This window comes from Bacillus cereus, assembly GCF_002567495.1.
Classification (GTDB): Bacteria; Bacillota; Bacilli; order Bacillales; family Bacillaceae_G; genus Bacillus_A; species Bacillus_A cereus_AQ.
In genome coordinates, this window is record NZ_NVAP01000023.1 from 95,006 (window position 1) to 110,587 (window position 15,582).

The following is a 15,582-nucleotide window of genomic DNA, read 5'->3' on the forward strand; positions in this document are numbered from 1 at the left end:
GGATGAAACATACGATGCGCATTGAAACAAAGGAAATGTCTAAGTTATTACAAGTGTATTTTATTATGGGAAGTAATAACTGCACGAAGGATCCATTATCTGTATTGAAAGAAGCGTTAGATGGTGGGCTGACACTTTTTCAATTTCGTGAGAAGGGAGAAGGTGCTTTAATCGGAGAGGAGAGAGTGCGTTTTGCAAAGGAGATGCAAGCACTTTGCAGGGAGTATGGTGTACCGTTTATTGTAAATGACGATGTTGAACTAGCTATTGAATTAGATGCAGATGGTGTTCACGTTGGACAGGATGATGAGGGAATTACATCTGTTCGTGAAAAAATGGGTGACAAAATTATTGGTGTATCTACACATACAATGGAAGAAGCACGCTGGGCAATTGAAAATGGAGCTGATTATTTAGGTGTGGGCCCTATTTTCCCAACGAGTACAAAAAAAGATACGAAAGCTGTGCAAGGTACGAAAGGTTTAGCTCATTTTAGAGAGCAAGGAATTACAATACCGATCGTCGGTATTGGCGGGATTACAATTGAAAATACAGCTTCAGTTATAGAAGCGGGTGCAGACGGTGTTTCAGTTATTTCAGCTATTAGTTTAGCGAAATCTGCTTATGAAAGTACGAGAAAATTAGCTGAAGAAGTAAATAAATGTTTGTAGAAAAAGACCATGTAGTAATTTAAATGCTGTAGGAGAAATAGACTGCCTAAAAATTTAAACAAACGTTTGATTAAAAAAGCACAAACCTTTTTAAATAAAGGTTTGTGCTTTTTCATTAAAACATAATGGAAATTAAGAGCATTCCAATTCCGATAGAAGTGAATGTTGCAATTAGGCCTGGAATCATAAAGCTATGATTTAAAACATATTTACCAATGCCAGTTGTACCAGTGCGGTCAAAGTTAATTGCAGCAACGATTGTTCCATAGTTTGGAATGAAGAAATATCCATTTACTGCAGGGAACATCGCGATTAGTAATGCTGGTGGAATACCAAGAGATAGTCCAAGTGGCATTAAAGCACGTACTGTTGCTGCTTGGCTGTATAGTAAAATAGATAGAATGAATAATGCAATAGCAAATAGCCATGGTGCACTTGTCACTAAATGCTGAATGGATCCTTGAATCATATTTAAGTTTCCATTAAAGAAAGTATCTCCCATCCAAGCGATACCGAAAATAGCAACAACTGCTGTTGCACCTGCTTTAAAGACGTTACCAGACACAATGCTTTCTACATTTGGTTTACAGAAAATAATAATAAGAGCCGCGATAGTTAACATAACCATTTCAATTGTGTTCGGCATGGAAAGACGAGCTAACTTCCCATCAACTATCCATCCTGGACGAAGTGCTTCAAATGAACCAAGAAGTACGACAAGGAAAGTTCCTATTAGGAAAAGGATAACTGATAATTTAGCACCCTTTACACCTACAAATTCTTTTTTCTCTTCAAGCTTAGGAATCATTCCTTCTTTTAATCGTTTCAAGTATTCAGGGTCTTCATTTAATTCTTTTCCCATTTTACTAGCAACGAATGCTGCTAACATACAAGCAATGAAAGTAGAAGGAATACTCACTTTTAAAATATCTAATAAAGTGATTTTATAGTCAGCTAACATTGCTAAAAGAGCAACTGTTGCAGCTGAAATCGGGCTAGCTGTAATTGCTTGTTGAGAAGCGATTACGGCAATCGACATTGGGCGTTCCGGTCTAATCCCTGATTCACGAGAGACCTCTGCAATAACAGGAAGTACAGAATAGGCAACGTGACCAGTACCTGCACATAGTGTGAATAAATAAGTAACAATTGGAGCAAAAAAAGTAATACGCTTTGGGTTTTTTCGTAATGCTTTTTCAGCTAGATGAACAAGATAATCCATTCCCCCAGCAGCTTGCAAAGCACCAGCAGCTGTAATTACTGCTAAAATCATAAGCATTACATCGATAGGAGGCGCGGTCGGTTGTAAGTGGAAGACAAAAACGAGTATTGCCATACCAACTCCACCCATTACTCCTAAACCAACTCCGCCTAGGCGTGCACCAATAAAAATACAGAGTAACAGGGTAAGAAATTGTAGCCAAAACATGATAAACTACCTCCGAAATTCATTAGTTAAGATATATTCGAATAGTTTAATTTGTTTGAAAATTAAATGGGTATCCGAAAAAATCCCTATTATTTATACATTTTTTATTATATAACACAAAAAAAGTAACATTCACGTACTTTTTAAAATTATTTCGAAAAAATAATACATTGGAAATTTGTATTTATATCTCTAAATAAGTAGACATTTTAATATTTATGTTGTAACCTTTGATAGAGAATATATGATTCTCATAGAACTCCCATATCGTTCAACTCGTTCAGCGAGAAAGGCAAACTGATGGAAACATGAGGACGCAAAACTACAGGAGCTAAGGTCGAAAGGCTATGCTAGCCAGTTACCGGACGGATAGGGTTGGTCTTGACCAATGCGTTTTTCATTGGTCTTTTTTTGTTCTCGAACATATTGAGAAACATTTTTAAACAAAATATTCATATATTTTGTTTTTTTGTTTAGAATCATTAAGGAAGGTGGATATTAATGAAAAAATATTGGCATAAGTTATCGTTCCTTCAAAAGAACGTCTTATTAACTGTATTGGTTATTTTGACGCTTGTTGGAAGTATGGGCGCGTTAAGTTTCAACATGTTTCAAAATAGTATGATGTCTTTATTTGAAAGACAGTCTATTGAAACAGGAGATACGGTAATAAATCAATTAGACGCAGAATTAGTGAAAGATCTTGCGAAAGATCCTACAGCCCAAAGGGAGAAGAAGGAAAAGTTAAAAGAGCAATTAGATGAAGTGACAAAAGATTTAAAAAGTGTTGGACAAACGTATATTACGGGAGCAAAACCCAATGACAAACGAGAATTGCAAATCGTTGGTTTGACTACAGAGTTAACAAATGCAGTACCTGTAAAGCCAGGTGACTATTATGAACAACCAGCTCATTGGATGAAGGCATACGATAAAGTGATAGATACGAAAAAGGCACAAATGACAGAAGTATATGAAGATGAACTAGGCTCATGGGTGACAATATTAGAGCCCATTACGGATGGAGAAAAAAATATAGTCGCAATTGTTGCGGCAGATGTAGATGCTTCTGTTATTCCAGATACAAAGAAGAAATTTATGATGCAAGGTTTACTATTCATTTGTATTTCATTAGCTATTGCGACTGTTATTCAATTCTTTATTGTTCGTAATTCGTTAGCCCCATTAAAAGACCTAAGAGAGGGATTACGTAAAGTTGGTGAGGGTGATTTAAGTATTAAATTAAAAGAAAGACCAGATGACATTGGTATTATTAATACTTATTTCAATGCAACGATTGAGAAATTTAAAGGAATTATAGATAAAGTAAAACAAACTGCAGAGCAAGTTTCTTCTTCATCACAAGAATTATCGGCAAGCACTGAGGAAAACAGTATGGCAGTTCAAGAAATTGCAGGTTCCATGGAAGGTTTAAGAGTAGGAGCACAGTCTCAAGAAACTTCAGTACAACAATGCTTAGGAATTGTGCACGGAATGGAAAATAAGGTGGAAGAGATAACTGGGGCTGCGAAACTGGTTGCGGTTGCCTCAGAAGGTATGGAGCAACATTCAATTGAAGGTAATGAAGTAATTGGACAAATTATTAATCAAATGAATTTAATCCAAAATGCAGTAAAAGATTTATCTTCGATTATTTATTCCTTGGAAACAAGATCGAAGGAAATTAGTGATATCGTAACCGTAATTACAGGTATTTCAAATCAAACCAATTTACTTGCGTTAAATGCTTCTATTGAAGCTTCACGTGCTGGAGCTGCTGGAAGAGGGTTTGCAGTTGTTGCTGATGAAGTACGCAAATTAGCGGAGCAAACTGAAACATCAGCGAAAGATATAGCTAAATTAATTGGGGAAACACAAGCTGAAGCTGAAGAGGCTGTAGTTTCAATGCAAAAAGGTTCAAAAGAAGTAGAATCTGGAATTACTCTTGTTCAAAGTAGTGGTGCGTTCTTCGAGAAAATTTCAAAATCAGCACATTCTGTTACGGACCAAGTTAAGGCGGTTTCTAGCAACTCAGGTGATATTTTGCAAAATAGCCAAAATATTGTCCAAGTTGTAAATGAACTATCACATATTGCAAATACGTATGCGAATAGTAGTGGTAATATTGAAGAGAGTATGAAAGAACAGGAAATGTCAGTACAAGATATTGCAGAATTAGCTACTTCTTTAAGCTGGCTTGCACAGGAGCTGCAAGAGTTAATCGGAGAATTTAAAAGTTAATAGAGTAATATAAGGTGCAGAGTTAATCTGCACCTTTATCTCTTTAATTGATAATTATATATCTATATTTAAGGATGTTGTAGTGTGATTTTAATCATCGGGGGAATATGTCCTCCAATGATTAAAATTTCATTTTTATATTATGGAGAGTGAGAGGATTTAGTATGAGTATTTTTTTAAAACGTTCATATGTGGAGAGGTATGAACAATTTTCGCAACAAAATTATGAACCATTTATGATACCAAAAGATATTCAAGTAAATGAATATAGTCAAATGAAAATTAAGGATATACAATCATTTGAACAAAATAAATTAGATTTAATCGCAGCTACTTTTGTATGGATATATCATGTTAGTAATGAAAAGCGTATAGTGATTCCTTATTACATGGGACATGATAGTTATCCGTTATGTATTACAATTGAACAAGAACTTTCTTATGAAGAGCTAAGGATAGAGATTAATGATCAAATCCTGCAGTTAGAAAGTATGGAAGAAGTACGAAAGATATTGTTACAATATGATGAAGAAAAATGGGGGAAACCTGCAGTTACAGTAGGAAAAGAAAATAGAAATAGTCAATTAAACTTTATTGAATTAAAGGATAGTTGTTTTGAAGTTTTTTATAATGAAAAGCAATTGAAAGAGGAAACAGCACGTCGCTATATAAAGCAAATTCAGTATGTAATTCAGCAAGGTATAAAAAAAGAGACGCAATGTGTTGTAGATATGAATATTATTACAGAAGAAGAATTAGTGATATATAAAGAAATAAATGACACAGAAGTGCTATACCCGAATAAAAGTATTGCGGATATGTTTTATGAAACAGTAAGGGAATTTTCAAAGCGTATAGCTTTATCTTCGGTGGAGGGAACATTAACATATGAACAACTAAATAAAAAAAGTAATAAAATTGCTCACATGTTACTACATCATGGGGTGAAACAAGGTGATTATGTCGGTATCTTTATGAAGCGAAGTATTGATACGGTAGTCAGTATATTAGCAGTTTTAAAAACAGGTGCAGCATATATTCCGATTGACCCAGATTATCCAGCAAATCGCGTGCAATATATTCTTGAAGATAGCCAAGCAAAATTAGTTTTAACGAAAGAAGCGAAAGTACCGTTTGAGGATATTCGAGAATTATCTCTTTACGATATTGAACAGTTTTCAGAAACAGATGTGAACGTGGCAATTGATCTTGATGATATCGCATATATGATCTATACATCTGGTTCTACGGGAAATCCGAAAGGAACAATGCTTGCACACCGCGGAGTAGTAAATTTATGTACATGGATGCAAAGGCATTATGAATTAAGTGAAGAAGATATTTTCGCACAGTTTCCTTCATTTAGTTTCGACGCATCTATTTGGGAGTTATTCGCGTCATTATTCTGTGGTGGAAATATATATGTGTTATTGGATGAACAAAGACTTTCGGTAGAAGCTTTTGCAAATGTAATTTATAAAGCAAAGGCAACATCTATTTTAGGCTTAGCTACAATTTTTCTACAACAAGTAGCAACATATCTTCCAGATGAAAGTAAGTACAAGCTCGATTCATTAAAGAGGATTGCAGTTGGTGGAGAAATGCTTACTGCTGAAGTGGTGAAACTATGGCGTGAGAGAATTGGAACTCACGTTCAGTTAAATAACGCGTATGGCCCGACAGAATGTACAATTACAACAACGACATATCCAATTCCAGTGGAGTTAAATGATAAACTTGCTAGTATCCCAATCGGGAAGCCAGCGGATAATTATAAAGTTTGGATATTAAATGACAATATGAAGCTTTGTCCAATTGGTATTCCAGGAGAATTATATATAGAGTCAGTAGGTTTAGCAAAAGGTTACTTTAATAAGCCGGAAAAAACAGAAGAAGTATTTATTCCACATCATAAAAAACACAATAGTAAGATATATAAAACAGGTGATATTGTTAAAATATTGGAAGACGGAAATATTGAGTTTTTACATCGTAAAGACAATCAAGTAAAAATTAGAGGACATCGAATTGAACTGGGTGAAATCCAAAATACAATTGCAAAATATGAAATGGTAAAAGATGCAGCTGTATTTACGAAGAAAAGTGAAGAAGGTAGTCATTACTTAGTTGCTTTCTATACAACTAGTAATGAAGTTGCTATGGAAAATTTAATACATGATTTAAGAGAACAATTACCAGATTATATGGTACCTTCTAAATTAATTTATATTAATGAACTGCCACTTACACCGAATAAAAAGGTTGATTTGAAGCGATTAGCACAACTAGAAGCAGACTATGAACCAATTCGTTTACAAGAATATATTGCACCATCTACTGAAATGGAAAAAAAAATAGCGAAAGCTTGGATTGATGTATTAGGAATCTCGAAAATTGGCGTTCATGATGATTTCTTTACAATTGGTGGGCATTCATTGAAAGTATTACGAGTTTTAACTTTATTGAAAGAAGACTTCCCATATTTAACAATTCAAGACTTCTTCCAGGAACGAACGATATATGGGTTAGCGCAAATTCAAAGAGAATTAAAAATTGAGGAAGAAGAAGTATTCCGTGAATATAAAGTAATTCATGAGCCAGAGCCAATTTCCCGTATAAATGAAGTGACAAACAGAAAAGTTTCAAATATCTTTTTAACGGGAGCTACAGGCTATTTAGGTTCACATATATTGTACGAATTATTAAAAGATACAACAGCACATATTTATTGCTTAGTAAGACCGACGCAAGATATACAACAAAGAATTGTTAATACATTAACAAATTACTTTAAAGATATAAGTCAAGAATGGTTGCAACGCATAACAGCAGTACCTGGTGATCTTGGGGCAGAGTATCTTGGTATGGATGAGGATAAATTTAAATTTATTCGCTCCAAAGTTGATACGGTGATTCATTGCGGTGCAGATGTAAGACATTTTGGAGATGTAGCCCAGTTTGAAAATGTGAATGTGCAAGGAACGAGTCGTATGTTAGCCCTAGCGGAAGAGGGAGCGACATTCCACTTTATTTCAACAATTGGTATTCCAATAGAATTAGCAATAGAGCAATGGGAAACATATGTAGAAACAGGTGATTTTAATTACGATGTAGAGTTAGAGAATGTGTACTCTGATAGCAAATTACAGGCAGAAAACCTTGTTCGTAAAGCGATACAAGAGGGTGTCCGTGGAAATATTTATCGTGCAGGTAACTTAGCGTGTCATTCAGAGACAGGTGTATTCCAACAAAATATCGAAGGAAACGCATTCTATCGTCTTATTAAAGCGATGCTACTCATTGGACAAGCTCCTAATGTGAAATGGGGAATCGATTTCACACCAATTGATTTTGCTAGTAAATCAATTGTAACGTATGTACAAGATTCACAAATAGATGGAGAAACGTTGCATATCTGTCATCCACATCAAATTGAGTTTGAACAATTTATACAGCTAATTGAGGAATGTGGATACAATCTTGAAATAGTTCCACTTTCACAATATATAAATAAGGGTCTTATGTTAGCGAAGGAAGATGAAGTAGTAGCAGAATTAATTGCTTCTCAAGTTGCGGGAGATGGAGCGCAGCAATCTGAAATTGTAATGGGTACGCGTAGAACGAATGAATGGATTAAGAAAAAAGAATTGGTAGTACCAGCGATTAATAAAGAATTTATACAGCAGTTATTAGCTCATGGTGAAAAAGTTGGATATTTTCCAAAAGTAATGAAATGATTATGCATGCTTTTGTTTGTTCAATAAAATAAATCATGCTACAATGAAAACGAATTAAGGACCGGGGAGCCAATTGGCTGAGAGGATGTAAGTAAACATCGACCCTCAACCTGATCTGGATAATGCCAGCGTAGGGAGTTACTTAAAGTGATGTAGCATATGTTATTCTATAATAACTTGCATACAAGGCTTTCCTACGCAGTAGGAAAGCCTTTTCTTGTTTTTGAAATTTAATTTTATAAGGGGGATTTTATTATGTCACAACAAGTTACAATGTCATTTTCAGTAGTACCACAAGCGAAAACGAAAGATGTATATTCTGTTGTCGATAAAGCAATTGAGGTTGTACAACAATCGGGAGTTCGTTATGAAGTAGGGGCAATGGAAACAACGCTGGAAGGAGAATTAGATGTACTTCTTGATGTCGTTAAACGTGCGCAACAAGCTTGCGTCGATGCTGGAGCAGAAGAAGTGATTACTTCTATTAAAATCCATTATCGCCCAAGCACTGGTGTAACGATAGATGAAAAGGTTTGGAAGTACCGTGATGAATATGAAAAACCAGAAGCAATCTAAACTTATTACAACTATTTGGCTTATCCTTCTCATTGCGATATGGGAAGGATCTGTTTCATTATTTAAAATCGAACCGTGGATTTTACCAAAGCCTTCTGCCATTGTTCAAGAGTTAATTGGGATGAAAGACTTACTATTACCAAATACGATGCAAACGCTGCAGGAAGTTATAATTGGACTATTCTTTGCAATTTTACTGGGGACGAGCATCGCAATTATTATGGACGTTATACCTTTATTTCGTATTTTAATAAATCCATTGCTCGTTATTTCGCAAACAATTCCAATCGTTGTACTTGCACCGCTATTTATTATTTGGTTTGGATATGGGATGTTGCCGAAAGTAATGGTAGTCATCCTCGTTTGTTTCTTCCCAATTGCGCTTAGTATTTTAGAAGGTTTTCAAACAGTAGATAAAAACATGTTGAAGCTGTTACAAACAATGAAGGCGACGAAATGGCAAGTTTACCAGAAAGTAAAGTTTCCAGCAGTGCTCCCATACTTTTTCTCAGGTTTAAAAATTGCAGTTACATATAGCGTAATGGGGGCAATTATCGGAGAATGGCTCGGTGCAAGTGAAGGGTTAGGGGTTATGCTTACGAGGGCTACAAAATCCTTTTTGACTGCCCGAGTATTTGGTGTTGCAGCCATCATCGTCATGGTGACATTATGCCTGTATTTTATCGTAGAGTTTATGGCAAGAATAACAGCACCATGGATATATAGAAAGGACGGCAGAAAATGAAAAAAGGTTTAAAAGTTATGTTAGCTGCCTTATTAGCAGTAGGTGTGGCTGGATGTAATCCGGCGAAGAAAGAAGAAAGTGCAAGTAAAGATCAAAAAGTAAAAGTAGTATTAGATTGGTTTCCAAATACGAATCATACTGGCTTATATGTAGCACAAACGAAAGATTATTACAAAAAGCAAGGATTAGATGTAGAAATTATTCAACCAGGTGACAATGTAACAGCAGAGCAAATGATAGCATCAGGAAAAGCTGACTTCGCAATAAGCGCACAAGAAAATGTAACGTTAGCTCGTGTGGAAGGGATTCCTGTTGTGTCTGTAGGAGCGATTATTCAGCATAACACTTCAGCGTTTGCATCGCTTAAGAAAGATAATATGACGTCACCGAAAGAGTTTGAAGGTAAACGTTACGGCGGCTGGGGAGGACCAGCAGAAGAAGCGACATTAAAGACTATTATGGATAAACATCAAGCTGATTTTAATAAAGTTGAAAAAATCATCTTAGGACAAACAGATTTCTTTAAATCGATCGGCCGTGATGCAGATTTCGAATGGATTTATTACGGTTGGGATGGTATTGAAGCGAAGCGTCAAGGAAAAGAGTTAAATACGATTATGGTGAAGGACTTAGATCCAGCGCTTGATTTCTATAGTCCTGTTATTATTACGAGTGAAAAACATACGAAGCAAGATAAAGACTTTGTGAAAAAGTTTATGAGTGCAACGACAGAAGGTTATAATTTTGCAATTAAGGAACCGAAAGAAGCTGCTGATATTTTAATTAAAGCTGTTCCAGATGTAAATAAAGATTTAGTTCAAGAAAGTCAAAAATGGTTAAGTACGAAGTATCAAGATGATGCTAAAGCATGGGGAGTACAGAAGGAAGAAATTTGGACAAATTACATGAATTTCTTATATGACAACAAAGTTATTAAAAAGAAAATTGATGTAAAAGACGCTTTTACAAATGAATTCCTTCCAAGTGAAAAATGAGCGGATTACAAATAAAAAATATAGTGAAATCTTTCGATGGAAAGAATGTATTAGAGAATATTAGTGCTTCTATACAAGAGGGAGAGTTTGTTTCCTTTGTAGGCCCGAGTGGTTGCGGGAAAAGCACATTATTAAATATGATTGCAAATGTTGAAAATCCAACAAGTGGGAACGTAACATATAACGATAAGCAAGTACAAGAGCAAGATGTTGTCAGTTATATGCCGCAACAAGATTTATTACTACCGTGGCGATCGGCTTTGCAAAATATCGTTCTACCATTGGAGATTGAAGGGAAACCGAAAAAACAAAGGTTAACAGAAGGAATGGAAGCATTAAAGCAGTTTGAGTTAGATGAATATGCAAATCATTATCCAGATGAATTGTCTGGTGGGATGCGCCAAAGAATTAGTTTTCTTCGCACATACTTATGTGAAAAGCCAATTATGCTGCTTGATGAGCCTTTTGGAAAGTTAGATGCATTTACGAAAATGGAAGTACACAGTTGGCTTTTAAATTCTTGGCATCAAGAAAAGCAAACAATTGTTATGGTTACACATGACTTAGATGAAGCGATTTTACTTTCGGACCGTGTATTTATTTTATCTCAAAGGCCAGCCTCGATAGTGGGAGAGGTACAAGTGAAATTGCCTCGGCCACGAACGATGGATATGTTAACATCACTCGAATTAAAAAAGGATAAGGAAGAGATTTTAAGTGTATTAGCTCCTTATATGAAGAAATAGAAAAAGTCTCTTAACAGTTTGTATTATAATTGCTGTTAAGAGACTTTTTTTAGAATATGAAAAAACGGAGAAGGAACAAAAGAAAAAATAGAGAATAGAATATAACAGAGTAGTTTATACTCTTAATATAACAAATGTTAAAGGAGTGAAAGGATAAAATGACTTTATCAACTGTTCTTCAAATGGTTTTAGCTTGATACGGGAGAAGTCTGCCCATTTTTTAAGATTAAGCTAAATTGAAGACAGCAGGTAAAGAACCTTAATCCTTTTTTACGATAATATGTAATGGGTAAGGTGTATTCACCTTACCCATTTTTATATGCACAATTAAATAAGGTTTCATACTGTTGGTCTCTCTATTTAGCTTATGGACGATAAGTAAAGGAGAGAAAAAAATGAGTATATTAACAGTAGAAAATTTAAGTCATTCGTATGGTGAGAAAACCATCTTATATAATGCATGCTTTCGATTATTAAAGGGGGAGCATGTTGGGTTAGTAGGGAAAAATGGGATTGGAAAATCAACACTGTTAAAAATTTTAACAGGAGAACTTATACATGATGATGGGAACATTGAATGGTTTCCACATGTGAAGGTTGGATTTTTACAGCAGCATATAGATTTACAAGAAGGGATAACAATTGAAGGATACTTGCAAAGTGCATTTTCTAGCTTGTATGTGATTGAATACGAAATGTTAAAAATTGCAGAAGAGATGGCTGGAGCAGTAGAAGTAGAAAAATTGTTAGTAAGGTATGGAGAGTTACAAACTATATTGGAAAACTCCAATTTTTATCAAATTCATACAGAAATTGAAGAAGTGGCAATTGGTTTAGGGTTGTTTGAAATAGGATTGGAAAAGGATGTTTCAAAGTTAAGTGGAGGACAGCGGACAAAGTTATTATTAGGAAAGCTTCTTCTAGAAAAAGCTGATGTTTTATTGCTAGACGAACCAACAAATTATTTAGATACAGCACATATAGAATGGTTGCAATCGTACTTGAAACTGTATGAAAAAGCCTATATTATCATTTCGCATGACGAAGTATTTTTGAACAATATTACGAATGTCATTTACCATCTAGAAGAACGGAAAGTTAAGCGGTATGTAGGAGATTATGAAAAGTTTTTACAAAGTTATCAATTGCAAAGGAAACAATTACAATCGGCGTATGTGAAACAACAAAAAGAAATTGCTCAGTTAGAAACATTTATTCAAAAAAATAAAATTCGAAAAGCAAAACAGGCAAAAAGTCGAGAGAAAGTATTGGAGAAAATGCAAAGGGTTGAAAAGGTTAACAATGTACCTCGGTCTCGTTTTATTTTTACTGTTTATAATGAGCCAGTAAGTCGTATATTACAAGCTGAGAAACTAAGAGTAGGCTATAGTGATCCGTTATTTCCAGAATTGAATTTACAAGTGAAAAAAGGAGAAAAGATAGCTATTGTTGGTCATAATGGTATCGGAAAAACGACGATGTTAAAAACGTTATTAGGTCAAATAAATCCGCTAAGCGGTTCAATTTTTATTGGGGAACGAGTAAGTCCTGCTTATTTTGCACAGGAAGAGTTTGCTCCAGAAATAACACCATTAGAGAAAGTTTGGACAGAACGACCAGATATGACAAAGAAAGAAGTGCGCCAAGCATTAGCGAAGTGTGGATTGAAAGAAGAACACGTGTTAAAACCTATTCGTTTATTAAGCGGTGGAGAACAAACGAAAGTGCGCTTATGTGAACTTATCGTAACGAAAAGCAATGTTTTAATTTTAGACGAACCGACTAATCATTTGGATGTAGAAACTAAGATGGCTTTACAGGAAGCTTTACAACAATACAAGGGAACAGTTTTAATTGTCTCACATGAACCTTCTTTCTATGAATCGTGGATAACAAAAGTATGGAATATAGAAGATTGGAACGCTGAGCAATAATTATAAAGAAAAGGCATNNATGCCTTTTCTTTATAATTAACATGATTTTCGAGAACTCTTACATGAGAATTGTATGAAGAAGCACTCTTATGGTGCGCTTATAAGCGTGCTTTTTCTTTTATTATGTTTATATTTATAGTAATATTAAAGCCTTTCCCTAATAGGAAACTATCTTTCTTTGTATATATAGATAGTTTGAAATGGAATAAAAACAATTCCTATATGTAAAGGATAATCTGGATATTATAGGAAGACAATAGAAATTAAAGGAAATTCATGTAAACTTCAAATGAACTTCATATAAACTTCATATTAGAAATTAAATATTAAATATAAATATAATAAGTTATTATTATATTTATGATTTTTCGCAAAATTAAAAGTTTGAATTTAGGAGGTATTGTTCAAACCTAAATTCAAACTTTAGTGAAATAATTAATTGATATTACGTCTAGTTTTCGCTAATGACGGCATTTAAAAGTTCGGCAGGATTGCCTGTTCCTGCACCACCAATTGTAATAGATCCACCAGGAGGAATTTCGCCATTCCATCCTGCGTTCGTAATTACATAATGATTATTTGTTTTACTACTAATTTTAGAATCCCAAACTTGTGTTAAATTGCCGCTATAATCAAATTCTAATTTCCAATTTTTAATAGGAGCCGTTCCATTATTTTTGATTATAATTGAGAAGTTATAACCGCTGCCCCAATTCGAAGTGACTGAAAATGTAGCAGTGCCATTTCCGTTAGGAGGTGTCGTATTAGCTTCATCCGTTTTGACAGTAAGAGCAGTAGGTTTTGATTTATTTCCAGCAGCATCTTTGGCAATTACTGAAAATGTGTATTCCGTATTAGGCTTTAAGTTTTTAATTGTAATGCTATTTGTTGTTGTACTCCATTTCTCTTCTCCGGCAGTAATTTCGTATTCAGTAACGCCTACGTTATCAGTGGATACAGTCCAGTTTAATTGAACTGAGCTTGAAGTTTTATTCGTAACTACAATGTTTTTAACGTTCGTTGGTGGCTCAGTATCTTTTTGACTAATAGGTCCACCAAGTAGTTCTTTTACTAGCGTATCAAGTAATTTTGGACCACTACAACTATATTTTGGACTTGTACGGCAATCCCCGCTTAGTTCCCAAAACATTGCTCCACTTAAACCTTTCGTCTTTATATAGTCTGTTTTATATTTCATAGATTCGTTGTCATCGTAGCTAATAAATGTGCCTGTAGTCGCATTATATAAATAAGGTACTTTAGCTGTGTCATTCCAGTAGCGTACAAAACCATTTTTATTAACGTAATTGGCTGCTAAATCGCCGTAATCATACACACCTGTGTCACCGGTAGAATAATCATCCCAAGTACCCTTAGAAGCAAGTTTTCCGTCACTACCTGGTTTGCAAGGTTGATATTGTCCGTTATTTTCTTTGCCGCAACTTTTCCAACCACGTCCGTAAAAAGGTACGCCTAATACTAGTTTATCCACTGGAACACCTTCATTTGTATAAACGTCTATAGCACCATCTACGTAGAATTTCGTATCTGCTGCTGGGTCATTTGGATCCTTGTATAGAGCTGCATTATGATTAGAAGTAGCTTCCCATCCGCCGTGGAAATCATATGTCATAATATTAATCCAATCGAGTATTTGAGAAATTTTCTTTAGCTCTGTATGATCAGCGTAGCGTTGGCTTGCGCCTGACGCAATTGTTAGTAAATATTGTTTACCATCTTCTGCACCAGCTTTAGTTAATGCATTTCGAACATCTTGAAGGAGTAGGGTGAAGTTTTGCTTATCTTCAGGACGATAACTACCACCAGGAATCGTTTCAACGCCTGGATATTCCCAGTCTAAATCCACACCATCAAACCCATATTCGCGAAGAAAAGCTACTGTAGATTTAGCAAATACTTTTCTTGTTTTTTCATCAGCGGCCATATCAGAAAAGCGGTTAGACCAAGTCCAGCCACCAACGGAAATAATTGTTTTTAAGTGAGGAGATTTAGCTTTTAATCGTTTCAGTTCCCCGAAATTTCCGCAGCGGGCATATTTATCGCAATCTTCCCAAGTTGTCCCTGAGCCAGGATAAGATTTGGTAACATCAGCCCATGGTTCACCGAGTACGAGAGTACCATTAGGAACCTCTTTATTTTGCAGTGGTACACCAGATTCTTTACAGTTCCACGTTTGTTTATTTGGATTATCAGGATGAGTAGAAGGGTTTCCGTGTTTTCCATTCCAACAAATATCCGCGAAAGCATAGTTAAGGTGAGTAAGTTTTGATGCATCAATGTCTGCAACTTGGTAATTACGTCCGTAAATGCCCCACGAAGGAAAGTACCCAACAATTTTTTGACTTTGTTTTGGTGAATCTGCTAATGCGAGATTTGGAGTAATAAAATTTGTGAGAAAAAGAGGTAAGAACAGTAGTAGAGATAGTAATAGCAGTGTGAATTTTTTAGACCTCATAGCCATTTCTCCTTTCAAAATAAAAGATATAT

The 15,582-nt window shown here is 35.1% G+C and carries 10 protein-coding genes and 2 riboswitches; of the genes, 8 read left to right on the plus strand and 2 right to left on the minus strand.

The features are described 5' to 3' along the window. Positions 1–2 precede the first annotated feature (2 nt). A complete protein-coding gene (thiE, locus tag COK05_RS10435) occupies positions 3–671 on the plus strand; it encodes a thiamine phosphate synthase (protein ID WP_098612524.1) in 669 nt (222 codons plus the stop codon). 115 nt (positions 672–786) lie between these two features. Here thiE and COK05_RS10440 read toward each other — a convergent pair whose 3' ends face one another. After that, the gene (locus COK05_RS10440) at positions 787–2,100 is read right to left on the minus strand and encodes an anaerobic C4-dicarboxylate transporter family protein (protein ID WP_098612525.1); all 1,314 of its coding nucleotides are present in this window, start codon (positions 2,098–2,100) and stop codon (positions 787–789) included. 281 nt (positions 2,101–2,381) lie between these two features. Continuing rightward, positions 2,382–2,466: riboswitch (cyclic di-GMP riboswitch) on the plus strand. A gap of 135 nt (positions 2,467–2,601) precedes the next feature. On the opposite strand from COK05_RS10440, the gene COK05_RS10445 reads away from it, so the two are divergent. The 7 genes from COK05_RS10445 (at position 2,602) to COK05_RS10475 (ending at position 13,074) form a co-directional block, all read left to right on the plus strand. Continuing rightward, positions 2,602–4,341 (plus strand): methyl-accepting chemotaxis protein, encoded by a 1,740-nt coding sequence (locus COK05_RS10445; protein WP_098612526.1) that lies wholly within the window; start codon positions 2,602–2,604, stop codon positions 4,339–4,341. Between the two features lie 164 nt (positions 4,342–4,505). Continuing rightward, the gene (locus COK05_RS10450) at positions 4,506–8,078 is read left to right on the plus strand and encodes a non-ribosomal peptide synthetase (RefSeq protein ID WP_098612527.1); all 3,573 of its coding nucleotides are present in this window, start codon (positions 4,506–4,508) and stop codon (positions 8,076–8,078) included. 52 nt (positions 8,079–8,130) lie between these two features. Next, positions 8,131–8,232, plus strand: a riboswitch (TPP riboswitch). Between the two features lie 101 nt (positions 8,233–8,333). Beyond that, positions 8,334–8,654 carry an MTH1187 family thiamine-binding protein gene (locus tag COK05_RS10455; RefSeq protein WP_016083672.1) on the plus strand — a complete coding sequence of 107 codons (321 nt, stop codon included), beginning with the start codon at positions 8,334–8,336 and terminating at the stop codon, positions 8,652–8,654. After that, the gene (locus tag COK05_RS10460) at positions 8,626–9,399 is read left to right on the plus strand and encodes an ABC transporter permease (RefSeq protein ID WP_016083671.1); all 774 of its coding nucleotides are present in this window, start codon (positions 8,626–8,628) and stop codon (positions 9,397–9,399) included. The genes COK05_RS10455 and COK05_RS10460 overlap by 29 nt, the downstream gene beginning before the upstream one ends. After that, positions 9,396–10,394 (plus strand): ABC transporter substrate-binding protein, encoded by a 999-nt coding sequence (locus COK05_RS10465; RefSeq protein WP_098612528.1) that lies wholly within the window; start codon positions 9,396–9,398, stop codon positions 10,392–10,394. The genes COK05_RS10460 and COK05_RS10465 overlap by 4 nt, the downstream gene beginning before the upstream one ends. Further along, complete coding sequence (locus COK05_RS10470) at positions 10,391–11,140, plus strand: ABC transporter ATP-binding protein (protein WP_016083669.1); 750 nt, start codon at positions 10,391–10,393, stop codon at positions 11,138–11,140. The genes COK05_RS10465 and COK05_RS10470 overlap by 4 nt, the downstream gene beginning before the upstream one ends. A gap of 395 nt (positions 11,141–11,535) precedes the next feature. Continuing rightward, positions 11,536–13,074: an ABC-F family ATP-binding cassette domain-containing protein gene (locus COK05_RS10475; protein ID WP_098612529.1), complete on the plus strand. Its 1,539-nt coding sequence runs from the start codon at positions 11,536–11,538 to the stop codon at positions 13,072–13,074. Positions 13,075–13,525: 451 nt separating this feature from the next. Here COK05_RS10475 and COK05_RS10480 read toward each other — a convergent pair whose 3' ends face one another. Continuing rightward, a complete protein-coding gene (locus tag COK05_RS10480; protein ID WP_098612530.1) occupies positions 13,526–15,550 on the minus strand; it encodes a glycosyl hydrolase family 18 protein in 2,025 nt (674 codons plus the stop codon). Positions 15,551–15,582: the final 32 nt, after the last annotated feature.

What these genes read in the sequence shown, in the direction of transcription:
- thiE (WP_098612524.1), top strand. Translation starts at nt 3, where the DNA reads ATGAAACATACGATGCGCATTGAAACAAAGGAAATGTCTAAGTTATTA.
- COK05_RS10440 (WP_098612525.1), bottom strand. Translation starts at nt 2,100, where the DNA reads ATGTTTTGGCTACAATTTCTTACCCTGTTACTCTGTATTTTTATTGGT.
- COK05_RS10445 (WP_098612526.1), top strand. Translation starts at nt 2,602, where the DNA reads ATGAAAAAATATTGGCATAAGTTATCGTTCCTTCAAAAGAACGTCTTA.
- COK05_RS10450 (WP_098612527.1), top strand. Translation starts at nt 4,506, where the DNA reads ATGAGTATTTTTTTAAAACGTTCATATGTGGAGAGGTATGAACAATTT.
- COK05_RS10455 (WP_016083672.1), top strand. Translation starts at nt 8,334, where the DNA reads ATGTCACAACAAGTTACAATGTCATTTTCAGTAGTACCACAAGCGAAA.
- COK05_RS10460 (WP_016083671.1), top strand. Translation starts at nt 8,626, where the DNA reads ATGAATATGAAAAACCAGAAGCAATCTAAACTTATTACAACTATTTGG.
- COK05_RS10465 (WP_098612528.1), top strand. Translation starts at nt 9,396, where the DNA reads ATGAAAAAAGGTTTAAAAGTTATGTTAGCTGCCTTATTAGCAGTAGGT.
- COK05_RS10470 (WP_016083669.1), top strand. Translation starts at nt 10,391, where the DNA reads ATGAGCGGATTACAAATAAAAAATATAGTGAAATCTTTCGATGGAAAG.
- COK05_RS10475 (WP_098612529.1), top strand. Translation starts at nt 11,536, where the DNA reads ATGAGTATATTAACAGTAGAAAATTTAAGTCATTCGTATGGTGAGAAA.
- COK05_RS10480 (WP_098612530.1), bottom strand. Translation starts at nt 15,550, where the DNA reads ATGAGGTCTAAAAAATTCACACTGCTATTACTATCTCTACTACTGTTC.